Origin of the sequence: Pseudonocardia sp. 73-21, from assembly GCF_001899645.1 — a bacterium.
Lineage (GTDB): Bacteria > Actinomycetota > Actinomycetes > Mycobacteriales > Pseudonocardiaceae > Pseudonocardia.
This window is the reverse complement of record NZ_MKVV01000046.1, coordinates 100,002-120,998: the sequence shown is the minus strand read 5'-3', so window position 1 is coordinate 120,998 and position 20,997 is coordinate 100,002. Positions and strand designations below refer to the sequence as shown.

The 20,997-nt window shown below is 73.4% G+C and carries 18 protein-coding genes; 7 read left to right on the top strand and 11 right to left on the bottom strand.

The genetic code is table 11. From position 1 onward, the window contains the following. Window positions 1–192: 192 nt before the first annotated feature. From BGP03_RS14845 to BGP03_RS14825, 5 genes are all read right to left on the bottom strand, one after another. Window positions 193–2,070 carry a glycosyltransferase gene (locus BGP03_RS14845; RefSeq protein WP_298801109.1) on the bottom strand — a complete coding sequence of 626 codons (1,878 nt, stop codon included), beginning with the start codon at window positions 2,068–2,070 and terminating at the stop codon, window positions 193–195. 146 nt (window positions 2,071–2,216) lie between these two features. Beyond that, window positions 2,217–5,345: a kelch repeat-containing protein gene (locus BGP03_RS14840; protein WP_296376021.1), complete on the bottom strand. Its 3,129-nt coding sequence runs from the start codon at window positions 5,343–5,345 to the stop codon at window positions 2,217–2,219. An 80-nt stretch (window positions 5,346–5,425) separates the two neighbouring features. After that, the gene (locus BGP03_RS14835) at window positions 5,426–6,034 is read right to left on the bottom strand and encodes an FHA domain-containing protein (RefSeq protein WP_296376020.1); all 609 of its coding nucleotides are present in this window, start codon (window positions 6,032–6,034) and stop codon (window positions 5,426–5,428) included. 121 nt (window positions 6,035–6,155) lie between these two features. Continuing rightward, the gene (locus BGP03_RS14830; protein ID WP_298801108.1) at window positions 6,156–7,295 is read right to left on the bottom strand and encodes a homoserine O-acetyltransferase; all 1,140 of its coding nucleotides are present in this window, start codon (window positions 7,293–7,295) and stop codon (window positions 6,156–6,158) included. Between the two features lie 37 nt (window positions 7,296–7,332). Further along, window positions 7,333–8,646, bottom strand: a complete 1,314-nt coding sequence (locus BGP03_RS14825) for a bifunctional o-acetylhomoserine/o-acetylserine sulfhydrylase (RefSeq protein ID WP_296376016.1) — start codon at window positions 8,644–8,646, stop codon at window positions 7,333–7,335. Window positions 8,647–8,807: 161 nt separating this feature from the next. On the opposite strand from BGP03_RS14825, the gene yaaA reads away from it, so the two are divergent. From yaaA to BGP03_RS14810, 3 genes are all read left to right on the top strand, one after another. Next, a complete protein-coding gene (gene yaaA / locus BGP03_RS14820; RefSeq protein ID WP_296376014.1) occupies window positions 8,808–9,554 on the top strand; it encodes a peroxide stress protein YaaA in 747 nt (248 codons plus the stop codon). Window positions 9,555–10,238: 684 nt separating this feature from the next. Next, complete coding sequence (locus tag BGP03_RS14815) at window positions 10,239–11,087, top strand: RIO1 family regulatory kinase/ATPase (protein WP_296376039.1); 849 nt, start codon at window positions 10,239–10,241, stop codon at window positions 11,085–11,087. 386 nt (window positions 11,088–11,473) lie between these two features. Next, window positions 11,474–12,781, top strand: a complete 1,308-nt coding sequence (locus BGP03_RS14810) for a DEAD/DEAH box helicase (protein WP_296376011.1) — start codon at window positions 11,474–11,476, stop codon at window positions 12,779–12,781. Between the two features lie 123 nt (window positions 12,782–12,904). On the opposite strand, the gene BGP03_RS14805 is transcribed toward BGP03_RS14810, so the two are convergent. Both BGP03_RS14805 and BGP03_RS14800 read right to left on the bottom strand, forming a co-directional pair. Beyond that, on the bottom strand, window positions 12,905–13,996 hold the full coding sequence (locus BGP03_RS14805) for a class I tRNA ligase family protein (protein WP_298801107.1): 1,092 nt from the start codon (window positions 13,994–13,996) through the stop codon (window positions 12,905–12,907). Next, window positions 13,996–14,484, bottom strand: a complete 489-nt coding sequence (locus BGP03_RS14800) for a lipopolysaccharide assembly protein LapA domain-containing protein (RefSeq protein WP_296376008.1) — start codon at window positions 14,482–14,484, stop codon at window positions 13,996–13,998. The genes BGP03_RS14805 and BGP03_RS14800 overlap by 1 nt, the downstream gene beginning before the upstream one ends. A gap of 83 nt (window positions 14,485–14,567) precedes the next feature. Here BGP03_RS14800 and BGP03_RS14795 point away from each other — a divergent pair, with 83 nt between their 5' ends. Then, entirely contained in the window at window positions 14,568–15,482 is a 915-nt protein-coding gene (locus BGP03_RS14795; protein ID WP_296376006.1) for a hypothetical protein, read from the top strand. Here the strand turns inward: BGP03_RS14795 and BGP03_RS14790 are convergent. The 3 genes from BGP03_RS14790 to BGP03_RS14780 are packed head-to-tail and all read right to left on the bottom strand — an operon-like array spanning window position 15,479 to window position 17,115. Further along, window positions 15,479–15,949, bottom strand: a complete 471-nt coding sequence (locus BGP03_RS14790; protein WP_296376004.1) for a GNAT family N-acetyltransferase — start codon at window positions 15,947–15,949, stop codon at window positions 15,479–15,481. The two genes, BGP03_RS14795 and BGP03_RS14790, sit on opposite strands and share 4 nt — an antisense overlap. A 24-nt stretch (window positions 15,950–15,973) precedes the next feature. Then, a complete protein-coding gene (locus BGP03_RS14785) occupies window positions 15,974–16,717 on the bottom strand; it encodes a hypothetical protein (protein WP_296376003.1) in 744 nt (247 codons plus the stop codon). Beyond that, window positions 16,714–17,115, bottom strand: coding sequence for a hypothetical protein (locus tag BGP03_RS14780; protein ID WP_298801104.1), 402 nt, complete (start codon window positions 17,113–17,115; stop codon window positions 16,714–16,716). The genes BGP03_RS14785 and BGP03_RS14780 overlap by 4 nt, the downstream gene beginning before the upstream one ends. Before the next feature lie 55 nt (window positions 17,116–17,170). Between BGP03_RS14780 and BGP03_RS14775 the strand changes: the two genes are divergently transcribed. From BGP03_RS14775 to BGP03_RS14765, 3 genes are all read left to right on the top strand, one after another. Then, on the top strand, window positions 17,171–17,668 hold the full coding sequence (locus tag BGP03_RS14775) for a hypothetical protein (protein WP_298801103.1): 498 nt from the start codon (window positions 17,171–17,173) through the stop codon (window positions 17,666–17,668). Between the two features lie 9 nt (window positions 17,669–17,677). Continuing rightward, the gene (locus BGP03_RS14770) at window positions 17,678–19,042 is read left to right on the top strand and encodes a mycothione reductase (protein WP_298801102.1); all 1,365 of its coding nucleotides are present in this window, start codon (window positions 17,678–17,680) and stop codon (window positions 19,040–19,042) included. A 101-nt stretch (window positions 19,043–19,143) separates the two neighbouring features. Beyond that, window positions 19,144–20,091 carry an acyl-CoA desaturase gene (locus tag BGP03_RS14765; RefSeq protein ID WP_296375996.1) on the top strand — a complete coding sequence of 316 codons (948 nt, stop codon included), beginning with the start codon at window positions 19,144–19,146 and terminating at the stop codon, window positions 20,089–20,091. Window positions 20,092–20,132: 41 nt separating this feature from the next. On the opposite strand, the gene BGP03_RS14760 is transcribed toward BGP03_RS14765, so the two are convergent. Beyond that, on the bottom strand, window positions 20,133–20,924 hold the full coding sequence (locus BGP03_RS14760; protein ID WP_296375994.1) for a lysophospholipid acyltransferase family protein: 792 nt from the start codon (window positions 20,922–20,924) through the stop codon (window positions 20,133–20,135). Window positions 20,925–20,997 lie beyond the last annotated feature (73 nt).

Sequence of the window (20,997 nt, the reverse complement as noted above, 5' to 3'; positions counted from 1 at the left end):
CGGAGCGCCGCGGCGGGGTAATCGACGAGAGGCCACGTTCGGGGAGCAGCCGGGTAAGGGTGATGTCACCGTCCGGCAACCAGCCGACGGTCGTGCGCGGATATCGGTGCCCTGGCACTGATATCCGCGCACGGGTGCCGCAGGCGCGAGCCCCCGCTCCGGACGTCAGGAGCGGGGGCTGCTGGGGGAAGGTCAGCTGGTGGGGGCGGGCTTGCGGTGGATGCCGGCGTGCTCGGTCTTCTCCCAGCCGACCTGCCCGCGGGCCTCCCGGACCACCGCGCGGATCGAGGAGAAGCTCAGCAGCACCTGGTACGGGAACGCGCCGAGGATGAGCTTGGCGTAGTCGCGGAACCGGATCTTCACTCCGAACGAGCGGCCGAACTCCTCCAGCCCCGCCGCCTCCACGGCCATGCTGATCACCGTGGGCACGAGCGGCACGAAGCTCAGCAGCGTGACGGCCAGCGGCACCTTCACCACGAACATCGTCACCAGCGAGATCGGGATCATGACGCCCGAGTAGGCCTGCAGGAACGGCATCCAGAGCGTGTAGCGGGCCAGCATGCGCTGCTTGCGGGTCGGGAGCTCCTTCCACAGACCCTTGCGCAGCACCTGCAGGAAGCCCTGGCACCACCGGGTGCGCTGCTTGACCAGGCTCTTGATCGTGTCGGGCGTCTCCTCGCGGGTGACGACCTCGGGGTCGTAGGCCACCGCGACCTCGTGGCCCGCCGAGCTGAGCCGCACCCCCAGCTCGCAGTCCTCGGCGAGGCACTCGGCGTCCCAGCCGCCGAAGTCGCGCAGCACGGTGGCGCGGGCGAAGACGGTGTTGCCGCCGAGCGGGATGAACTTCTGCTCCGAGTGGAAGTGCAGCCGCGAGCGGAACCAGAAGTAGTACTCGAGGCAGTTGCGCAGCGACCACCAGGTGGTCTGGATGTTCATCAGCTGCACGCCCGACTGCACGACGCTCGCCCCGGTCTCCTCGAACCGGCCCTCGACGAGCTTGAGCAGGCCCGGGTGCACCTCGTCCTCGGCGTCGAACACCCCGATGATCTCGCCGCGGCAGCGCGGCAGCGCGGTGTTGAGACCCTTGGGCTTGTTCTTGGGCACCGAGTAGTCGATGACGACCTGCACGAGCTCGGGGTGCCGGCGGGCGGCGGCGTGGGCCACGGTCATCGTCTCGGGGTCGTCGTGGCCGATGATCACGATGATCTCGAACGCCTCGTGGTCCTGGCGGGCCAGCGCGTCGATGGTGTCGCCGAGCACCTCCTGCTCGTGGCGGGCCGGCAGCAGCAGCGAGAACGTGTGCGTGCGCTTCGCGGGCTTCCGCGTGAACCCGGTGCCCTTCAACGAGTCCGGGGTGCGCCAGGCGTGCAGCATCCACCACGTCGTGGTGCCGGCGACGCCGGCCAGCGGCACCGACAGCGCCAGCATGACGATCGACAGGACCAGCGTCAGCGTGCCGCTCTGCGGGAGCTGCGGGGCGGGCGGCGCGGCGACGGCGGTGCGCTCCTCGCGCACCGGATCGGCGCCCGCGGCCTGCACGCCGTCGGCGCGGGGCAACAGACCACCGGAGAGCCCCTTCACGTCCGGCGCGGGGGCCTGCGGCGCGTCCGGGACGGCGGGCAGCGCACCGGCCGCGGGCGGGCGGGTGGTGCCGCCGGCGTCGTGGAACGCCGAGACGAACGCCGGGCCGAGCAGCACCAGCAGCGGGATGACGATCATCGCGACGCGCGGGAGGATCCGGCGCCGGGGGGCGGGCGGCGGCGCGGCCGCGGGTACGGGCGCCGGCGCGGAGGGGGGCGGCGGGGGCGGGGTCGGGCCGTCCCACACCGGGACCGGGTACGAGCCCGTGTCGAACGAGCCGAGGTGGCCGGGCCGCGGCGGCAGGGCCGGGTAGACGAGGCGCCGGTTCCCCGGCTGCGGTCCCCCCGGGTGCGGGCCCCACTGCTGCGGGGCCCGGTGCGGCGGGGCCCGGTGCGGCTGCGGCACGGGCCGCGGGGGCCGCTGCTGCGCGTGCGCCCGGCCCGGCCCGACCGGCTGCTGCTGGGGCTGCTGCACCCGTGACGTCGCCATGACCACTCCCGATGACCCGTCCCCCGGACGCTCCGGGGGACGGGTTCATCCTGGTCAGCGGCCTGGCGCCCGACCATCGCCGCGAGGGACAGGACGACGGCCCGGCCCTGAAGGTGTTCCTTACCGGGCGGCAACCCCCGGGAGGGCTACGAGAAGTCCAGCGCCTCCACCGTGGCCGCGGAGTCGGCATGGGTGGGCTTCTGGGCCCCGCCCACCGCGAACACCGAGTTGCCGATGGCCGCCATCGACATGCCGTGCCGCGGGACCCCGAGCGGCGCGAGCGTCGACCACGTGCCGGTGGCGATGTCGTAGGCCTCGACGGTGGCGAGCACGCGGGTGGGCTCTTCACCGCCCGCCGCGACGATCCGGCCGTCGATGCAGGCCGCGGCCACGCCGCCCCGCGCTGTGGGCATGGTCGGCATCGTCTGCCAGGTTCCCGCCGCGGGGTCGAACCGCTCGAACGCGAAGGTGTTCTTGCTCGAGGAGAGGTCACGACCCCCGACGGCGTAGACGTAGGTGCCGTCGGTGGTGGCCGCCAGGTGCTCGCGGGGGGTCGGGATCGGCGCGGCGAGGCTCCACGACGTGCCGTCGAACACTTCGGTGGCGGGTGCGAGCTTGCCACCGTTCTGCCCGCCGACCACGATGATCTTGTCACCAACCACGGTGGCCGCCGCCGCCGTCCGGGGTTCCGGCATCGGCGGAAGCGCCGCCCACGTGCCGTTGCGCAGCGCGAAGACCTTGTCCGAGACCACCGCCGAGAGGTTGCCGTTCTGCGGCGTCCAGCCCCCGAGCACCACGACGTCGCCCTTGTAGGTCACCGCATCGGTGTGGTGCAGCGCGATGGGCAGGTCGGGGCCCTTCTTCCACGTGTCGATCGCGGCGTCGTAGCCCCAGACCTCCTGGCTCGCGGCGTCCTGCGTCAGGCCGCCGGCGATCCAGAGCGTGCCGTCGTCGACGGTGGTGCCGGCGAACTGGCGAGCGATCGGCGCGTCCTTGAGCTCCCGCCACTTCGGCGCCGGGGCGAGCCGCCGCGGCGGCAGGTCGATCGCCTCGCCGGTGCCCACCGAGTCGGTGTGCGACGGTTTGGCGGCCCCGTCGAACGCGAAGAGCGTCCTGCCGACCACGGAGACCGACAGCCCGTGCCGGGGCGTGGGCATCGGCGGCAGCGTCGACCAGGAGTCGGACTTGACGTCGTAGGAGAACACCGAGTTGTCGACGGTGGTGGGCTCCTCGCCCCCGACCGCGATGATCCGGCCGTCTGTGAAGGTCGCACCCAGCCCGCCGCGGGGGGCCGGCATCGGCGCGAGCGACGTCCAGGTGTCGGTCTTCGGGTCGAACCGCTCCAGGACGGCGCTGTTCTTGTCACTGGAGAGCGCCCGGCCGCCGACGACGTAGACGTAGGTGCCGTCGGTGACCATCGCGGTGTGCTCCCGCGGGGTGGGCAGGTCCGGAGCAGTGGTCCACTTCGTGCCGTCGAAGACCTCGGTGGCGGGGTTGAGCTTGCCGTCGGCCTGGCCGCCGCTGACCACGATCTTGTCGCCGACCACGATGGCCCCGCCCGCGACGTGCGCGGACGGCATCGGAGGGAGCTCGACCCAGCCACCGCCCTGCTGCGAGTACACCTTGTTCGAGCTGGTCGCCGACAGGTTCGAGCCGTTGGGGATCCACCCGCCCAGCACGGTGATCGCGCCGCGGTAGCTCACCGCCATGGCGTGGTGCAGGGCGACGGGCAGGTCGATCGCGTCGGTCCACGTGTTGATCGCGGGGTCGTAGCGCTCGACCTTGTTGGTGGCCCCGGTGTCGGTGAGCCCGCCGATCACCCAGACGACGCCGTCCTGCACGGTCGTGGCGACCTGCTGGCGCGGGACGGGGTCGGGGGCGAGGGTGCGCCACGCGCTGGCGGGCACGACCGCGGTGACGGCGGACTCGCTCGCCGGGGCGGCCGCGGTGGACGCGCCCCCGCCGCCGCGGAAGACGAAGATCCCGGCGACGGTGAGTCCGGCGAGCAGTACCACGACAGTGACGACGGCGGCGACGAGCGCGAGCCGGCGGCGCGGCGCACGCGGCGGCGGGGTGGCGCCCGGGCCGGTGGGACCGGCCGGGCCGGACGGTGGCGCGCCTCCCCCGGGCGGCGTCGGGCGCGGCCGGGAGGCGACCACGACGGTGGCCCCCTCGCCATCCGGGGGCGCCGGTCGCGGGGCGGGCGAGGGTTTCGCGGTGGGGGCCGCGGACGGGGTCGGGGACGGGGCGGGCCGCACGGTCGCGGTGGGGTCCCACGGCCGGTCGACCAGCGGCAACGGCCCCGAGACCCGGCGCGGCGACCGGTCGTCGACGGGGAGGTCGGCGGCCTCGGTGAGGTCGGTGTTGCCCGTCGGGCGGCGCACGGCGGGCAGCGCCATCTCGGCCACCGGCTGCCCGGCGGCCCGCTGCACCTCCTGCAGCTCACGGCCCAGCGCCTCGGCCGACGCGGGTCGCTCGGCCGGGTCCTTGGCCATCGCGTGTTCCAGCACCGCGCACAGCTCGTCGGGGACGCCGTGACCGCGCAGGTCCGGGATGGGCTGCCCGGTGATCCGCAGGAACTGGGCGATGATCTCCTCGCCCTCGCGCCGCTCGAACGCCGCGCGCCCGGCGATGATCGAGAACAGGGCCGCGCCGAGGCCGTAGATGTCGGACGCCGGCGTGGGCGGGTGCCCGTTGAGCACCTCGGGTGCGGTGTAGGACAGCGAGCCGGTGAACGCGCCCGTCGCCGTCTCGAAGCCGCCCTCGATGCGGGCGATGCCGAAGTCGGTGAGCTGGGCCTCGCCGTAGTCCGAGAGCAGGATGTTGGCCGGCTTCACGTCGCGGTGCAGCGTGCCCACACGGTGGGCGCACTCGAGCGCCCCCGACAGCCGTACGCCCAGACGCGTGGCCTCGGCCCAGTCCAGCGGGCCCTCGCGACGCACGCGCGCGGCGAGGGAGTCGAGCGACTGGAACGGCATGACGATGTAGGGCCGCCCGCTGTGGGTGACCCCGACCTGCAGCACGTCGACGACGTTGGGGTGGCCCGACAGCCCGCCCATCGCCCGGCCCTCGCGGAAGAAGCGCTCGCGGCTGACCGTGTCGAGGTCGGTGTGCAGCAGCTTCACCGCGACCGTGCGGTTGAGCGCCTCCTGGTTGCAGCGGAACACCACACCGAACCCGCCGCGGCCCACCTCGGTGGCGTTGCTGAAGCCGGCGCGCTCGAGATCGATGACGACCGCCGGGCGTCCCCCGGCCGTGTGGCCCGGATCGGTCACGGCGCCTCCTCGCTGACGCCCGTCGCCACCGTGCTCGGCGGTGCGGTGCCCCATGGTGACCTCGCGAGCTCGGTCACGTCTCAGCCCTTCGGTTCGTGCGCGCGGACCTCGGCCAGCGTGATGGCGCCGCGCCGCAGTGCCTCGTTGGCCAGCCGGGTGCGGCGGCGCTCGCCGTCGCCGGCCACGCCGAACTTGTCGTAGAGCCGCAGCAGGTGCTGCTTGACCGCGGCCTCGCTGACCCACAGCGCCTGCGCGATCTGGCGCGTGGACGCGGGCTCGGTGAACATCTCCGCGCTGGTCATCGGCTTGAACAGCGCGATGAGGACGTCGCGCTCGCGCGGGGTGAGCTGCGGCGGCGGGGCCTGGGCCTCCGTCATGCCGGGGTCGTCGGCGGTGCGCTCGGCGCGCAGCACGATGCGCGTGCGCCCGATGCGCAGCTCGTCGCCGGCGCCGAGTCGGGCCTCCCCCGACACCCGGTTGCCGTTGACGAACGTGCCGTTGCGCGAGCTGACGTCGCGCACGCTCCAGGAGCCCGCGAGCCGCTCGAGCACGGCGTGCACGCGGGAGACCTGCCCGTCGTCGGGCAGCACGATGTCGTTGCCGGTGGCACGGCCCACGGTGATGCGATCACCGGTCAGCGGCACCAGGTCGGCCCCGGCGGGCCGCCACACCTCGAGGAACGCGTTCATCCCACTCCCATCGGCTGCGAACGGTAGCCGAACTGGGACCGACTCCAAAGGACCATTTCTCCGCACACCAGACCGAGCACGCAATGATGGACCCCGGACACCGGATCGGATCACGAATCGATCACGATCGGGAGACGAGCAACTCTCCCAGCAGGCGGTTGACCGTCGGCGCCTCCACCAGGAACCCGTCGTGGCCGTAGGGCGACTCGATCAGGCGCAGCTCGCCCGCGCCCGGGATGCCGGCCGCGAGCTCGGCCTGCTGCTCCGGCGGGTAGAGCCGGTCCGAGCTGACGCCGGCCACGAGCGTCCGGGCGGTGACGCGGGCCAGCCCGGCGGCGACCCCACCCCGGCCCCGCCCGACGTCGTGGGCGTTCATCATCTCGGTCAGGCGCACGTAGGACCCGGCGTCGAAGCGGTGCACGAGCTTGTCGGCGTGGTGGTCGAGGTAGGACTCCACCGCGTACCGGCCGCCGCGCCACGGGTCCTCGCCCTCCTGCGGATCGCGACCGAAGCGCTCGCCGAGCTCGAACGCGCTGCGGTAGCTCAGGTGGGCCATCCGGCGGGCGACGCCGAGGCCGAGGTGGGGGCCCTCACCCGGAGCAGCGTCGTAGTAGTCGCCGCCACGCCAACCGGGGTCGGCGCGGATCGCGGCGATCTGGGGCGCGGACCAGGCGATCTGGTCGGCCGCCGACGCGGCCGGACAGGCCAGCAGGAACAGCCGCTCGACGCGGTCGGGCTCGGTGGCGGCCCACTCCAGCGCGCGCATCCCGCCCATCGAGCCACCGACGACGCAGGCCCAGCGGTCGATCCCGAGCGCGTCGGCCAGCACCGTCTCGGCGGCCACCGCGTCGCGGGTCGTGACCAGGGGGAAACGGCTTCCCCACGGACGCCCGTCCGGAGCCGGGGACGACGGGCCGGTGCTGCCCTGGCACCCGCCGACCACGTTGGGCGCCACCACGAACCAGCGCGCCGGGTCGAGCGCGTGGCCCGGGCCGACCAGTGCCTCCCACCAGCCGGGGGTGGGATGGCCGGGGCCGGCCGGGCCTGCGACGTGGCTGTCGCCGGTGAGCGCGTGCAGGACGAGCACGGCGTTGTCCCCGGTGAACGTCCCCCACGTCTCGAACGCGATGCGGACGCCGGGCAGCTCCCCGCCCGCCTCCAGCGGAAGCGGGTCGGGGAGCGCCGCCCAGCGTCGTCGGCCCGGATCGTCGCCCTCCCGCCACGCACCGGTGGCGGGAGGGAGTGTCCGGACCGAGGTCACCCTCGCAGTATCGATGCTTCGGCCCTGCAAGCAGCCCTCAGGCGCCCTTGGCCGCGCGGAAGCCCGCGTCGAGGTCCGCCTTGAGGTCTTCGAGGCCCTCGAGGCCCACCGACAGCCGCACGAGGCCCGGCGTCACACCGGCGGAGGCCTGCTCCTCCGGGGTGAGCTGGCTGTGTGTGGTGCTCGCCGGGTGGATCACGAGGCTGCGGACGTCGCCGATGTTCGCGAGGTGGCTGAACAGCTCCAGCGCGTCGACGAACTTCTTGCCGGCCTCGACGCCGCCGACGATGTCGAACGCGACGATGGCGCCGGCGCCGCGCGGCAGGTACTTCTGGCCGGCCGCGTAGAACTCGCTCGACTCCAGGCCCGCGTAGTAGACCTTCTCGACCTCGTCGCGCGCCTCGAGCCACTCGGCCAGCGCCTGCGCGTTCTGCACGTGGCGCTCCATGCGCAGCGACAACGTCTCGATGCCCTGGATCAGCAGGAACGCGCTGTTGGGCGAGATCGCCGGGCCGAGGTCGCGCAGCAGCTGCACCCGCAGCTTGATCAGGTACGACACCGGGCCGAGGGCGTCCCAGTAGACGAGGCCGTGGTAGCTCGGGTCCGGGGTGGTCAGACCGGGGAAGCGCTCGGCGTTGTCGCCCCACGAGAAGTTGCCCGAGTCGACGACGACGCCACCGATGGTGGTGCCGTGGCCGCCGAGGAACTTGGTGGCCGAGTGGATCACGATGTCGGCGCCGTGCTCGATCGGGCGCAGCAGGAACGGCGTGGGCACGGTGTTGTCCACGAGCAGCGGCACGCCGGCCTCGTGGGCGGCGTCGGCGACGGCGCGTACGTCGAGCACGTTGCCGCGCGGGTTGCCCAGCGTCTCGGCGTAGAAGAGCTTGGTGTTGGGCCGGACCGCGGCTTTCCAGGCCTCGATGTCGTCGGGGTCGTCGACGAAGGTGACCTCGATGCCCATCTTCGGGAACGTGTAGTGGAAGAGGTTGTACGTGCCGCCGTAGAGCGACGCGCTGGAGATGAAGTGGTCGCCGGCCTCGGCGATGTTGAGGATCGCCAGCGTCTGCGCGGCCTGGCCGGACGCGAACGCCACCGCCCCGATGCCGCCCTCGAGCGCCGCGACGCGCTGCTCGAGCACGTCCTGCGTCGGGTTCATGATCCGCGTGTAGATGTTGCCGAGCTCGGCGAGCCCGAACAGCGCGGCCGCGTGGTCGCTGTCCCGGAAGACGTAGGAGGTGGTCTGGTAGATCGGGGTGGCGCGGGCGCCCGTGGTGGGGTCGGGCGCGGCGCCCGCGTGGACCTGCTTGGTCTCGAACGACCAGGCGGCGGTGGGATCGGGCGTGTCGGACACAGAATTCTCCCTGGGAGATTTGGCGTGGGGGATCGAGTCAGCGACCGGGTCGACAGGTCGCGCTCGCGACGCGCATGTAGTCCACATGCCGGCGTGTCACGAGGCGGATCACGAGCCGAACCGTAATGGGGCCGTCACGTGGACACAACTACCCTGGTCGGGTGCTGCTGCTACTCCCTCCGTCGGAGACGAAGATCGACGGGGGCGGAGGTCCACCCCTGGACCTCGACGCGCTCGCGCACCCGTCGTTGAACCCGTTGCGCGCGGAGCTGGCCGAGGAACTCGTGAAGCTCGCCGCGGACGTCCCCGCCTCCCGCGCGGCGCTGGGCCTGTCCCCGAAGCAGGACGCGGAGATCATCCGCAACGCCGAGCTGTTGACCTCCCCCACCACGCCCGCGCTGCTGCGCTACACCGGCGTCCTCTACGACGCCCTCGACGTCCGGTCGCTGCGGGGCACGGCGGCGGTACGAGCCCGCACCCGGTTGGCCGTCGGGTCGGCCCTGTTCGGCCTGCTGCGCGCCGACGACCCGGTGCCCGCCTACCGCCTGTCGGCCGGCTCGTCGCTGCCCGGCCGGGGCACGCTGGCCGCCGCGTGGAAGCCGCGGCTGGAACCGGTGCTGGCCGGGATCGCCGCACAGGAGCTGGTGGTGGACCTGCGCTCCGGCTCCTACGCGGCGCTGGCCCGCATCCCGGGTGCGGTCGACGTGGACGTGCTGGCCGAGCACCCGGACGGCCGGCGCACGGTGGTGAGCCACTTCAACAAGGCCCACAAGGGCGCCCTGGCCCGCCTGCTGGCGAGTACCCGCGCGGAGCCGGCGGACGCGGCGGCGGTGGCCACCCTGGCCCGCCGCGCGGGCCTGCGCGTGGAGCGGAAGAACAACAACCTGAACGTGATAGTCCCGGCCTGACCCCAACACCCGCGAGTCGCGCCCTCCGCGCGAGCGAGTCGGGGCCTCCGTGCGCGCGAGTCGGGGCCTCCGTGCGCGCGTGTCGCGCCGAAGGTGCGTCGAGTTGACGACACCGACACGGCGAGTCCGCCATCTCCCCCGGCGGGATCGTGATCTCGGTACACGAGTTCGACGTCGTAGCCGACAAGCAGCGTGGGAACAGCCCGTGGCCAGGGCCGACCGCACGCCAGCGCCCTCGGAAGGACAAGGAGGTGCGGCGCGGTGCGATCACGGCGCCACCCGTTCGACCATGATCGCCGCTCGCCGCTCGCCGCACCGGAGCGCCCCACCCAGGGCGGCCCCAACGTGCGACCGGAGCCGATCATCGCGCCGGCCCGCCCGTCCACAACCCGTCCCGATCGCCGCCGCCGGTAGCGGAACGGCGAACCCGACGTGTCCGATCGGTCGTCTCGCGTTAATCGGTTGCGGGCTGCGGGCCCCGTCGGCCAAGGTTCCCGCAACGGCCGGGAGTTCCGGCGGATCCGAGGAGGTGCCACATGTCCATCGCTGTCCTGGACGCGGTGCGCCCCCGTCCGATCCCCGCCCCGCGCTGACCTGCCGCGGGGCCCACTCCCAGGAGACCCCGCGTTGCGCGACCACGAGTCGTACCCCCGCAAGAAGAACCGTCGCCGTTTCGACGACGACATCACCCTCCTCGACGAGCGCGCCGGCGCCGAAGCCGACGGCCCGCCCGAGGGCGACCGCTGGTCCACGTGGGACGGCGCCGAGCACGGCCCGCTCCCCCGCCCGGACTGGGTGGTCACCGAGCACGCCGCCGTCGACGTCGAGCTCGGCGTGATCAAGACCGGCAAGGAGGCCGACGTCCACCTCGTGGAGCGGTGGGTGCCCGGCACCGACCGTCGCACGTTGATGGCGGCCAAGCGCTACCGCACCGCCGAACACCGCATGTTCCACCGGGACGCGGGCTACCTCGAGGGCCGCCGCGTGCGGCGTTCCCGGGAGACCCGCGCGATGGCGCGGCGGACCGAGTTCGGCCGCGACCTCCTCTCCCAGCAGTGGGCGGCCGCCGAGTTCGCCGCCCTGTCCCGGTTGTGGGGCGACGGCATCGCCGTTCCCTACCCGATCCAGGCGGCGGGAACGGAGATCCTCGTCGAATTCCTCGGAACGCCGGACGGAACGGCCGCGCCGCGACTCGCCCAGCTCCGCCCGGACCCCGACGAGCTGTGTGACCTCTGGCACCAGCTCGTCGACGCCCTGCTGGGGCTGGCGCGCCACGGGCTCACGCACGGCGACCTGTCGGCCTACAACCTACTCGTCGACGACGGACGGCTGGTCCTGATCGACCTTCCGCAGGTCGTGGACGTGGTCGGCAACCCGCAGGGCCCCGAGTTCCTGGCCCGTGACGTGCGGCGGATCGGGGAGTGGTTCACCGCGCGGGGCCTCCCACCGGAGGTCGGGCAGGCCGACACGCTGCTCGTGGAGCTGCGCCGGGAGGTGGGAATGCACGGCGACCCGGCAACGTCACAGGAGTAGCGCCGGGCCACGGCCGGGCGCTCCGCTAGAGTAGATCACGAGCGCCCGGCCATCGTCGGCCGAAGAAGGGCGCACCCGCAGTACCCATCAGGGCACGCCGTTCACCTGTGCCCGGGCTCGTTCTCAGAGATCCCAGCCCCGTCATCTCGGCGCTGCTTCTCCGTGCGACGTGCCACGTCCCGGAGGTTTTCTTGACATCCCCCAGCTCTTCCCGCCGTGCTCCGTCGTCTTCGCGTTCGGAGTTCTCGGCGTCCCGTCCCGCCCGTCGCTCAGGCGGCGGCGGACGACCCAGCTCGTCCCGTGGCCGCTCCCGCGGCAACGGCAGCCCGTCCCTCGCCGCTGCACCCAGCATCGCCGAGGTTCTCTGGACGGTCCCCGAGACCGGGATGCCGTCCTTCGCCGAGCTCGGCCTGCCCGAGCCCGTGCTGCGTGCCCTGGTCGCGAACGACTTCACCGAGCCGTTCCCGATCCAGGCCGCCACCCTGCCCGACACGCTCGCCGGGCGTGACCTGCTCGGCCGCGGCCAGACCGGGTCGGGCAAGACGCTCGCATTCGGTCTCGCCCTGCTCTCCCGGCTCGCCGGCGCCAAGGCGCGCCCCAAGCAGCCGCGCGGTCTCGTGCTCGTGCCCACCCGCGAGCTGGCCACCCAGGTCGTCGACGCGCTGGCGCCGTTCGCGAAGGCCCTCGGGCTCACCGTCACCTCGGTGGTCGGCGGCATGTCGTTCAACCGGCAGGCCTCCGAGCTCTCCCGCGGCATCGACCTGCTGGTCGCCACCCCGGGCCGGCTCACCGACCACACCACGCAGCGCACGTGCGATCTCTCGCAGATCAGCATCACCGCCATCGACGAGGCCGACCGGATGGCCGACATGGGGTTCCTGCCCCAGGTCCGCCGCATCCTCGACCTCACCCCCGGCGACGGCCAGCGCCTGCTGTTCTCCGCCACCCTCGACGGCGACGTGGGCACGCTGGTGCGCCAGTACCTCACCGACCCGGTCACGCGGTCGATCGCCTCGTCCACGGCCCAGGTGGAGACGATGGAGCACCACGTGCTGCACGTCGACAACGCGTCCAAGCCGCGGGTGATCACCGAGATCGCCGCCCGCGAGGGCCGCACCATCCTGTTCGTGCGCACCAAGCACGGCGTCGACCGGCTCGTGAAGGGCCTGCGTCGCGACGGCATCAACGCCGGCGCGCTGCACGGCGGCAAGGCGCAGAACGCCCGCAACCGGGCCATCGCGGAGTTCAAGGACGGGCAGACGCCGGTCCTGGTCGCCACCGACGTGGCGGCCCGCGGCATCCACGTCGACGACGTCAGCCTCGTCGTCCACGTCGACCCGCCCGCCGACCCGAAGGACTACCTGCACCGCGCCGGCCGCACGGCCCGCGCGGGCGACTCGGGCACCGTCGTCACGATGGTGCTGCCCGCCGAGCGGCGGGACGTCGACCGGCTCACCCGCCTGGCCGGGGTCCGCGCCACCAACACCGACGTCGCCCCCGGCGACGCGGCGCTGGCGAAGATCACGGGCGCGCGCCAGCCGTCCGGGGTGCCGATCGTGGATCCCCCCAAGCCGGCGCAGAACCCGCGGGGCACCGGCGGCGGACGCCGTCGCGGCGGCCCGGCGCGCTCCGGTGGCCAGGGCGGCGGTCGCTCCGGCGGCGGCAGCCCCCGCGGCCGCCGATCGGCAGCCTGACCCACAGCACGACGAGCGGAGGCGCGGCATCCCAGCAGGGGTGCCGCGCCTCCGCCGTTCCGCGAGTCGGCGCTTTCCCGCCCGCGAGTCGGCGCTTTCCCGCCCGGTGGGGGTGGGATCGGGCTAGGTCAGGCCGAGGACCGAGAGGGTCAGGCGGGCCGCCTCACCGCCCGCCTCCTCCGCGATGGCCAGCGCGGCCGGGACGTCGAGATCGGCGAGCAGGGCCGCCGTGACCGCCGCGGCCGCCTTCGTGCCGTCCTCCATCACACCCCGGGACGCGGCGGAGTAGAGCCGTTCGAGCCGGCCCGTGGCCGCGTCGAGGGCCGCGGGCTCGTAGTCCCACTCCTGCCTCCACGGCCGGTCGACGAGCAGCAGCCGCAGGGCCGCGGCGGGGTAGGTGTCGACGATGTCGGACACCAGCACGAGGTTGCCCGTGGACTTGGCCATCTTCGCCCCACCCACGCGCACCGTGCCGACGTGCATCCAGGCCCGCGCGAACGGCGCCACCCCGGTGACGGCCTCGGCCATCGCCGACTCGTACGCGTGGTGGGGGAAGCGCAGGTCGGCTCCGCCGACGTGCAGGTCCAGGGCCGGGCCCAGGGTGGTCAGGGCCATCGCCGCGCACTCGGCGTGCCAGCCGGGCCTGCCCTCGCCCCACGGGCTCGGCCAGGCGACCTCACCGTCGGTGGCGGCGCGCCAGATCGGCACGTCGGCGGGATGCTCCAGCCCCGGGTCCTGGCCGAACTCGGCCGCCAGCGCGGCGGCGTCCGCTGCCGACAGCCCGGCGCGGGCGTGCACCTCTCCACCGCGGAACCACACCGTGCCGCCCCGCAGGTACGCCGCGCCCGACTCGAGCAGCGCCGCGGCCAGCGTCACGACCTGGGCGACGTGGTTGTGGGCACGCGGCTCGTGGGTGGGCGGGCGGACCCCCAGCGACACCATGTCGCGCTCGAACCGGAACTGCTGCACCGCCGCGAAGCTGTCGGACCGGTCGCCGACGTGGGCGGCCGCGGCGTCCAGCACGTCGTCGACGTCGGTGACGTTGCGGCACACGTCGACGTCGACGCCGAGGTGGCGCAGCACCCGCGCCGCCACGTCGGCCCACACGAACGTGGCCGCGTGCCCGAGGTGGGTGGTGTCGTACGGGGTGATGCCGCAGACGTACATGCGGGCCCGCCCGACGACGGGCAGCGGGCGGTCTCCGATGCGCAGCATCAGGACACGCGCCCCGCGCGACGGGCGACCCGGCGCAGCTGCAGGATCCGCAGGCCCCCGGGGATCGCGACGAGCAGCAGCCCGGCGATCGCGGCCAGCAGCAGCGCCACGCCGATGGGCAGGGAGAACGTGAACCCGAGGAAGTAGATCGTGACGACGGCGAGGTTCTGCAGGATGAACACCAGCAGGAAGACCAGCACGATCGCCGAGAGGATCAGCCCGGTCCAGAGCCCGCCGGTGCGGGTACGCGTGACGACGGGCGGCTGCTTCACCGGGACGGTGGGCGCCTCCGGCGCGGCCGGCACGGCGCGCATGCCGGGGTCGGTGACCGGGTCGGAGCCGGCGAAATCGTCCGGACGGCGCAGGCCGGGCTGGGTGTCGGGGTCGGCGTGGGGGTCGGCCGGCCCGACGCTCCCGTGGGTCGGCCCATGTCTTTCCGACGACGGAGCCTTCTCCACCGGCATCGCCCGCGTCGGATCCTCGCTCATCATGCTTCCCCTTGCTCCCTGCGGTCGCCCGTGCGCCCCAAGTATCCCGCACACTCCCCGTCCCGGTTCGCTAGCGTCAGGTCATGGACTACCAGGCCGCACTCGACGTGTTCTTCGCCGCGCCACCGGTGGGTGTCGCCGTCCCCGATCCGGTGGCCGGTGCCTCCCCCGCCCGCCGCCTCCGCGACGCGCTGGAGCCGGTGGCCATGCACGGGGTGTGGTCCCCCGGCACCAACGCGGCGCTCGCCGAGCACGGGTACAACTTCCTCACCGGCTACGTGACGGGCCGGGCCGCCCCGCTCGGCGACGTGCCGTCGTCGGTGGTCGCGGCGACGTTCGGCGTGTTCGAACCCGGGCTCGTCGACGCCCTGTGGACCGAGGGGCGTGGCCTGCTGCCGCTGGCCGAGCTGATCGCCGTCCGCGACCGGGCCACCACGGCGAGCCTGCGCGGTGTCCTCGCCGACGCGGACGAGACCGAGGTCGCGCGGGTGGCGGACCTGCTGGAACGCGCCGTCGCCGACCTCGACGGCACCGGCCGGGTGCTGTTCTCCGCCCTGCGGTCGCAACCCCGCCTCGACGACCCGTTCGCCCGGCTCTGGCGCACCGCGGACCTCGTGCGCGAGCACCGCGGGGACGGGCACGTGGCCGCGAGCATCGCGGCGGGCCTGGACCCGGTGCGGATGGGCATCCTGATGGAGGTCTGGCTGGGCTACCCCATCGGTGAGTACAGCGGCACGCGGGCGTGGCCGCAGGAGGTGCAGGACGCCGCCGTCGCCCGGTTGGAGGCCGACGGGCTGCTGCTCGGCGGCGCGATCACCGAGGCGGGCCGCACCACCCGCGACGCGATCGAGGCCGCCACCGACCGCACCCAGGACGCGCTGGTCGGTGCGCTGGGCGCCGACCTCGCCGGCGTCACGGCCGCGCTGGAGAACTGGTCGCAGCAGTGCGTCGACGCGAAGACCTTCCCGCCGGACGTCCGCAAGCGGGCCGCGGGTTAGGAGCGGCGCTCCCGCCGCATGGGGACGTGGGACACGCCGTCCCAGTCGTAGGCCGGGCCGCTGGCCGTGAAGCCGTACCCGACGTAGAAGCCGGCGAGGTGCTCCTGCGCGTCGAGCACGCAGACACCGTCGCCGACCTCGCCGAGCGCCGCCTCCATCAGGCGGCGGCCGAGGCTGCGCGCCCGCGCGGACCGCGCCGTGCACAGCCGGCCGATCCGGTACTCGCCGCCGGGCTCCTTCAGCAGGCGCAGGCAGCCCAGGACCGGCCCGGGTGTGCGCCCGTCGCCGCCGAGCCAGTAGTGCCGCGCGCGGGGCTCGATGTCGCGGCCGTCGAGCTCGCCGTACGCGCACGCCTGCTCGACGACGAAGACGTCGACGCGCAGCCGCAGGATCTCGTAGAGCGTGCGGGCGTCGAGGTCGGCCGCCCAGGCGCGGTGGACGGTGGCTGCCAGGGCCTCGCTGCTCATCGGGCATATCTACCAGACACGGTCCTAGTACCGCTTGACCACGGCCCTCGGCTGCACCGCCCACACCCCGTCGACCGGCGGCTGCAGCAGCAGCACGGCCAGCCCGTCGAGCAGGACGGGACGCACCCAGTCGCCGAGCTCGAGGCGGTCGCCCGCTGCCGGCTCGGCGCCGTCGGGCCCGCGGGCGAGGTCGATCGGCACCAGCGCCCGCAGCTCGGCGTAGGTGCAGGCCCCACCCAGATCCCGGATACCGGGCATGGAGAGGAACAGCCCGTCGGAGCCCGACAGCGCCAGCCCGACCGCCGCGAGCGCCCCGATGACGCCGCCGTCGGTGCCGCCGTGCCCGGAGAGGTGGACGCCGGTGCGGCCGGCGAGGTCCTGGGCGGCGTCCTGCGTGAGCACGGACGTCTGCGCGGACCGGCCGAACGCGACGAGCGCCTCCCGGTCCACGTGGCGCGGATCGACGACCGCCAGCCCGGGGTCGGCCGCGGCCGCGCTGTGCTCGACCAGGAACGGCCCGGCCAGCGCGATCACGTCGGCGGCCGACCCGGTGAGCCGCCAGTGGATGCAGGCGCTGGAGTTGTGGGAGGTGTAGGGGATGCGGTCGTCCACGAGCAGCTGGTGGCGGGTCGCCCCGGCCGGGGTGCCGAGGCCGGCCGCCTCCAACGCCTCCATCAGCCCGCGGCAGCGCCGTCCGGTGCCGGGGCTGTGCAGGTCGTCGGTGTCGTCGAGGGCGACGAGGAGGTCGACCCCGTCGAGGGCGGTCACGGCTTCACGTCGATGGTCGTCACGTTGTGCACCCACCGATCCTGGCCGACGCCCGCCGAGGCGAACTTGGTGGTGCCCCGGTTGGTGATGTCCAGGACCGCACCGGCCACCTCGGCCGCGGTGAACGTGCGGGTGCCCTCGTCCCCGGTGACGGCGACGCCGGTGAACGTCGCGGCCCCGGCCTTCTCCAGCACCGCGACGACGCCCGGCTCGTCCTGCTCACCGCCGTTGCCGGTGCCCGGGGTGGTGATGCGGGTCTGCGGCAGCGCCTGCAGGGCGGCGAGATCGAAGGCGGCGAGCTGCTGGCCGCCGCGGGCGACGGTCAGCGTGTACCCCCCGGGGGCGCCGCACCCCACGAGCACCAGGCCCGCACACGCGAGCATCAGCCGGATCCGCACAGCACTCCCGATCGCCGCCCTGTTCAGCGGGCACGGTAGTGGCTACCGTCAGAGGATGGCCATCGCAGTGCGCGGCGCGAGCGCCGCCCGCCTCGCCCTGCCCGTCGTGGCCGTCGCCGCCCTCGCGGTCGAGAGCGAGCTGCGCATCCCGGTCGGGTTGCCCGGCCACCGCGGCCTGCTCTGGCTGTCGGTGCTGGTGGCGGTGGCGCTCATCGCCCGCCCGCGGGGCACCGCCACCGCCGTCGGCGCCGCGTCGTCGCTGGTGGCGATCGGCCTGGGCACCGACCCGACGACAGCCCTGCGCTACGCGGCCGCGGCCGTGCTGCTCGACGCGGCGCTCTCCGTGCCGGCCGTGCGGCGGCACCCGGTCCTGCTCGCCCTGGTCGCCGCGCCCGTCCATCTCGTCGCGCTCGCCACGACGGTGCTGCACGGCACGGGGGTCGCCACTCTCGGCGACAAGGCCCTGTTCCACCTGGGCTTCGGACTGGTGGCAGGTATTACGGGTTGGGGCCTCTGGAAGCTCACGGCCGGCAGGCGCAAGACCGACTTGTAGCCTGGTCAGGTGCGCCATCACGATCTCGTCGTCATCGGTACCGGCTCGGGCAACTCCATCGTCGACGAACGGTTCGCCGATCGCGACGTCGCCCTCATCGAGCACGGGGTGTTCGGCGGCACCTGCCTGAACGTCGGCTGCATCCCCACCAAGATGTACGTCTACCCCGCCGACGTCGCCGAGCACATCCGCCATGCGAGCCGCTACGGCATCGACGCCACGCTGGACAAGGTCCGCTGGACCGACATCCGCGACCGCGTCTTCGGCCGCATCGACCCCATCTCCGCGGGCGGCCGCGAGTACCGCGCGGGCGAGCGCTCCCCGAACGTCACGGTGTACGAGGGGCACGGGCGCTTCACCGGGCCCAAGGAACTGAGCGTCGACGGGGGCGAGCCGTTCACCGCCGACCAGATCGTGATCGCCGCAGGTGGACGCCCCACCGTGCCCGACGTGATCGCCGACTCGGGCGTCCCGTTCCACACCTCCGACACGATCATGCGCATCGACGACGTGCCGGAGCACCTGGTGATCGTCGGCAGCGGCTACATCGCGGCCGAGTTCGCGCACGTGTTCTCCGCGTTCGGCGCGAAGGTCTCGATCATCGGTCGCAGCGGCACGATGCTGCGCGGCCAGGACGAGACGGTGTCGGAGCGGTTCACCGCGATCGCCTCGGAGCGCTGGGACACCCACCTCACGCGGAAGATCACCAGCGTCACGGGCACTCCGGGCGCCATCCGCGTCACCCTCGACGACGGCACCGTGCTCGACGCCGACGTGCTGCTCGTGGCCGCCGGCCGCACCCCCAACGGCGACCGCCTGGACCTGGGCGAGGCCGGCGTCCCCACCCACGACGACGGCCGCGTCGTCGTCGACGAGTTCCAGCGCACGCCCGTCGAGGGAATCTGGGCGCTCGGCGACGTCAGCTCGCCCTACCAGCTCAAGCACGTGGCCAACCACGAGTCGAAGGTCGTGCAGCACAACCTCCTGCACCCCGACACGCTGCGCGCCACCGACCACCGGTTCGTGCCCTCGGCGGTGTTCACCGACCCCCAGATCGCGTCGGTCGGGCTCACCGAGGCGCAGTGCCGTGACCAGGATCTCGACTACGCGGTGAAGATCCAGGAGTACGGCGACGTCGCCTACGGCTGGGCCATGGAGGACACCACCGGCTTCTGCAAGATCCTGGCCGAGCGGGGCACCGGTCGGCTGCTCGGAGCGCACGTCATGGGCCCGCAGGCCTCCATCGTGGTGCAGCCGCTGATCCAGGCGATGTCCTTCGGACTGAACGCCACGGACATGGCGCGCGGGCAGTACTGGATCCATCCCGCCCTGCCCGAAGTGGTCGAGAACGCCCTGCTCGGCCTCGAACTGTAGGACGTCACACACGATCCGCGGTGCCGCCGGGCACCGAATGCCTGCTACACACGTTTGAGTAAGGCCACCCTTTCCGACGAGACACCCGAGGTGCCCCGCCCATGACCGCTGTAGACAGCCCGACCCGGCCGGCCGCCGGACCCAAGCCGGTCATCGACGGCCAGCGCGGCATGGCCGCGCAGATCGCCGTCTACGCGTTCGTCATCCTGCCGCTCCTGGCGATCGTCGTGGCCGTCCCGTTCGCGTGGGGCTGGGGCCTGACCTGGACCGACGTCGCGATCGGCGCAGCGTTCTACATCGTCAGCTGCCTGGGCATCACCGTGGGCTTCCACCGTTACTTCACCCACAGCTCGTTCAAGGCGAAGCGGCCGCTGCGCATCGCGCTGGCCGTCGCCGGGATGCTGGCGATGCAGGGCCCCGTCATCACGTGGGTGGCCGACCACCGCCGCCACCACGCGTTCAGCGACAAGGAGGGCGACCCGCACTCCCCGTGGCTGTACGGCGACACCACCCGCGCGCTCGCCAAGGGCTTCTACCACGCCCACACCGGCTGGCTGTTCGACCGCGACACCACCAACGCGAAGCGCTTCACCCCCGACCTGCTGGCCGACTCCGACATCGTCCGCGTCAACCGGCTGTTCGTGGTCTGGTCGGTCGTCACGCTGCTCGGGCCCGCGCTGCTGGGTGGGCTCATCACCATGTCGTGGTGGGGCGCGTTCACCGCGTTCTTCTGGGCCGGCCTCGTGCGCGTCGGGCTGCTGCACCACGTCACCTGGTCGATCAACTCGATCTGCCACATGATCGGTGACCAGCCCTTCGCCTCCCGCGACCACTCCCGCAACGTCTGGCCGCTCGCGATCCTGAGCGCCGGCGAGTCGTGGCACAACCTGCACCACGCCGACCCCACCTGCGCCCGCCACGGCGTCCAGCGCGGGCAGATCGACATCTCGGCGCGCGTGATCTGGATCTTCGAGAAGCTGGGCTGGGCGAGCAACGTCCGCTGGCCCACCACCAAGCGCCTGGAGAAGCTGGCCACCAAGGCCGCGTGACCACTGTCCGCGGTGCGGGAGCCGCACCGCGGACGGTGATCTCAACTGGCCTGGGCCGACGGGTCCTCCAGCGCGGGCTTGGCCGCCGGGTCGAACGGCTCCGCCGGGGGTTCCTCGCCCCGGATGCCGGCCACCAGCTTCGTGACGTCGGCCATGATCGCCGCCGTGACGCCGTCGAGGGCCGTGCGCGTGCGGGGGCCGCCGAGCCACCGGGACAGGTCCACGGGCGGGCCCACCACCACATCGACGCGCTTGCGCGGGAACAGCCGCGGCAGACCGGAGCCCGGCTTGAGCACGTTCTGGCTGCCCCAGTTCGCCACCGGGATCACCGGTGCCCCGGTGACCAGCGCGATGCGTCCGATGCCGTTCTTGGCCTTCATCGGCCAGCCGCCGGGGTCGGCGGTGTAGGTGCCCTCGGGGTAGAACGCCACGATCTCCCCGCGCTCGACGGCCTCGATGGCGCCGCGGAAGGCGTCGCTGGCGCGCGCCGAGGTGCGGTAGACGGGGATGTGGCCGCCCTTGGCCAGCACCGAGCGCACGACGGGGATATCCCACAGCTCGGCCTTCGCCAGGAACCGCGGCATCCGGCCGTGCGAGACGGTGAGCGCGACGTCGAAGATCGGGTCGGCGAACGACACGTGGTTGATGGCGAGCAGGGCGCCGCCCTCGCGGGGGATGTGCTCGCCGCCCGTCCAGCCGATGCGGGTGCCGAACATCGTCCACGGCCACAGTGCCCAGATCGCGAAGCCGAACCAGAATCCGGACCCCCGGCGCCGTCGCGAGAACGTGAGCGCGAGCTTCTCCCGCACCGTCAGTGGTCGGGTGAGCGTCATGCCCCACATCGTAGGAGGATCGATCGACTTCGTGGGACCGGTGGTGTGACCTCTCTCGCAGCGCCCGTCCGGG

Coding starts and splice junctions, on each gene's coding strand:
- BGP03_RS14760 (WP_296375994.1), bottom strand. CDS start 20,924: ATGACGCTCACCCGACCACTGACGGTGCGGGAGAAGCTCGCGCTCACG.
- BGP03_RS14810 (WP_296376011.1), top strand. CDS start 11,474: ATGCCGTCCTTCGCCGAGCTCGGCCTGCCCGAGCCCGTGCTGCGTGCC.
- BGP03_RS14775 (WP_298801103.1), top strand. CDS start 17,171: ATGGCCATCGCAGTGCGCGGCGCGAGCGCCGCCCGCCTCGCCCTGCCC.
- BGP03_RS14805 (WP_298801107.1), bottom strand. CDS start 13,996: ATGCTGCGCATCGGAGACCGCCCGCTGCCCGTCGTCGGGCGGGCCCGC.
- BGP03_RS14765 (WP_296375996.1), top strand. CDS start 19,144: ATGACCGCTGTAGACAGCCCGACCCGGCCGGCCGCCGGACCCAAGCCG.
- BGP03_RS14845 (WP_298801109.1), bottom strand. CDS start 2,070: ATGGCGACGTCACGGGTGCAGCAGCCCCAGCAGCAGCCGGTCGGGCCG.
- BGP03_RS14795 (WP_296376006.1), top strand. CDS start 14,568: ATGGACTACCAGGCCGCACTCGACGTGTTCTTCGCCGCGCCACCGGTG.
- BGP03_RS14835 (WP_296376020.1), bottom strand. CDS start 6,034: ATGAACGCGTTCCTCGAGGTGTGGCGGCCCGCCGGGGCCGACCTGGTG.
- BGP03_RS14800 (WP_296376008.1), bottom strand. CDS start 14,484: ATGAGCGAGGATCCGACGCGGGCGATGCCGGTGGAGAAGGCTCCGTCG.
- BGP03_RS14790 (WP_296376004.1), bottom strand. CDS start 15,949: ATGAGCAGCGAGGCCCTGGCAGCCACCGTCCACCGCGCCTGGGCGGCC.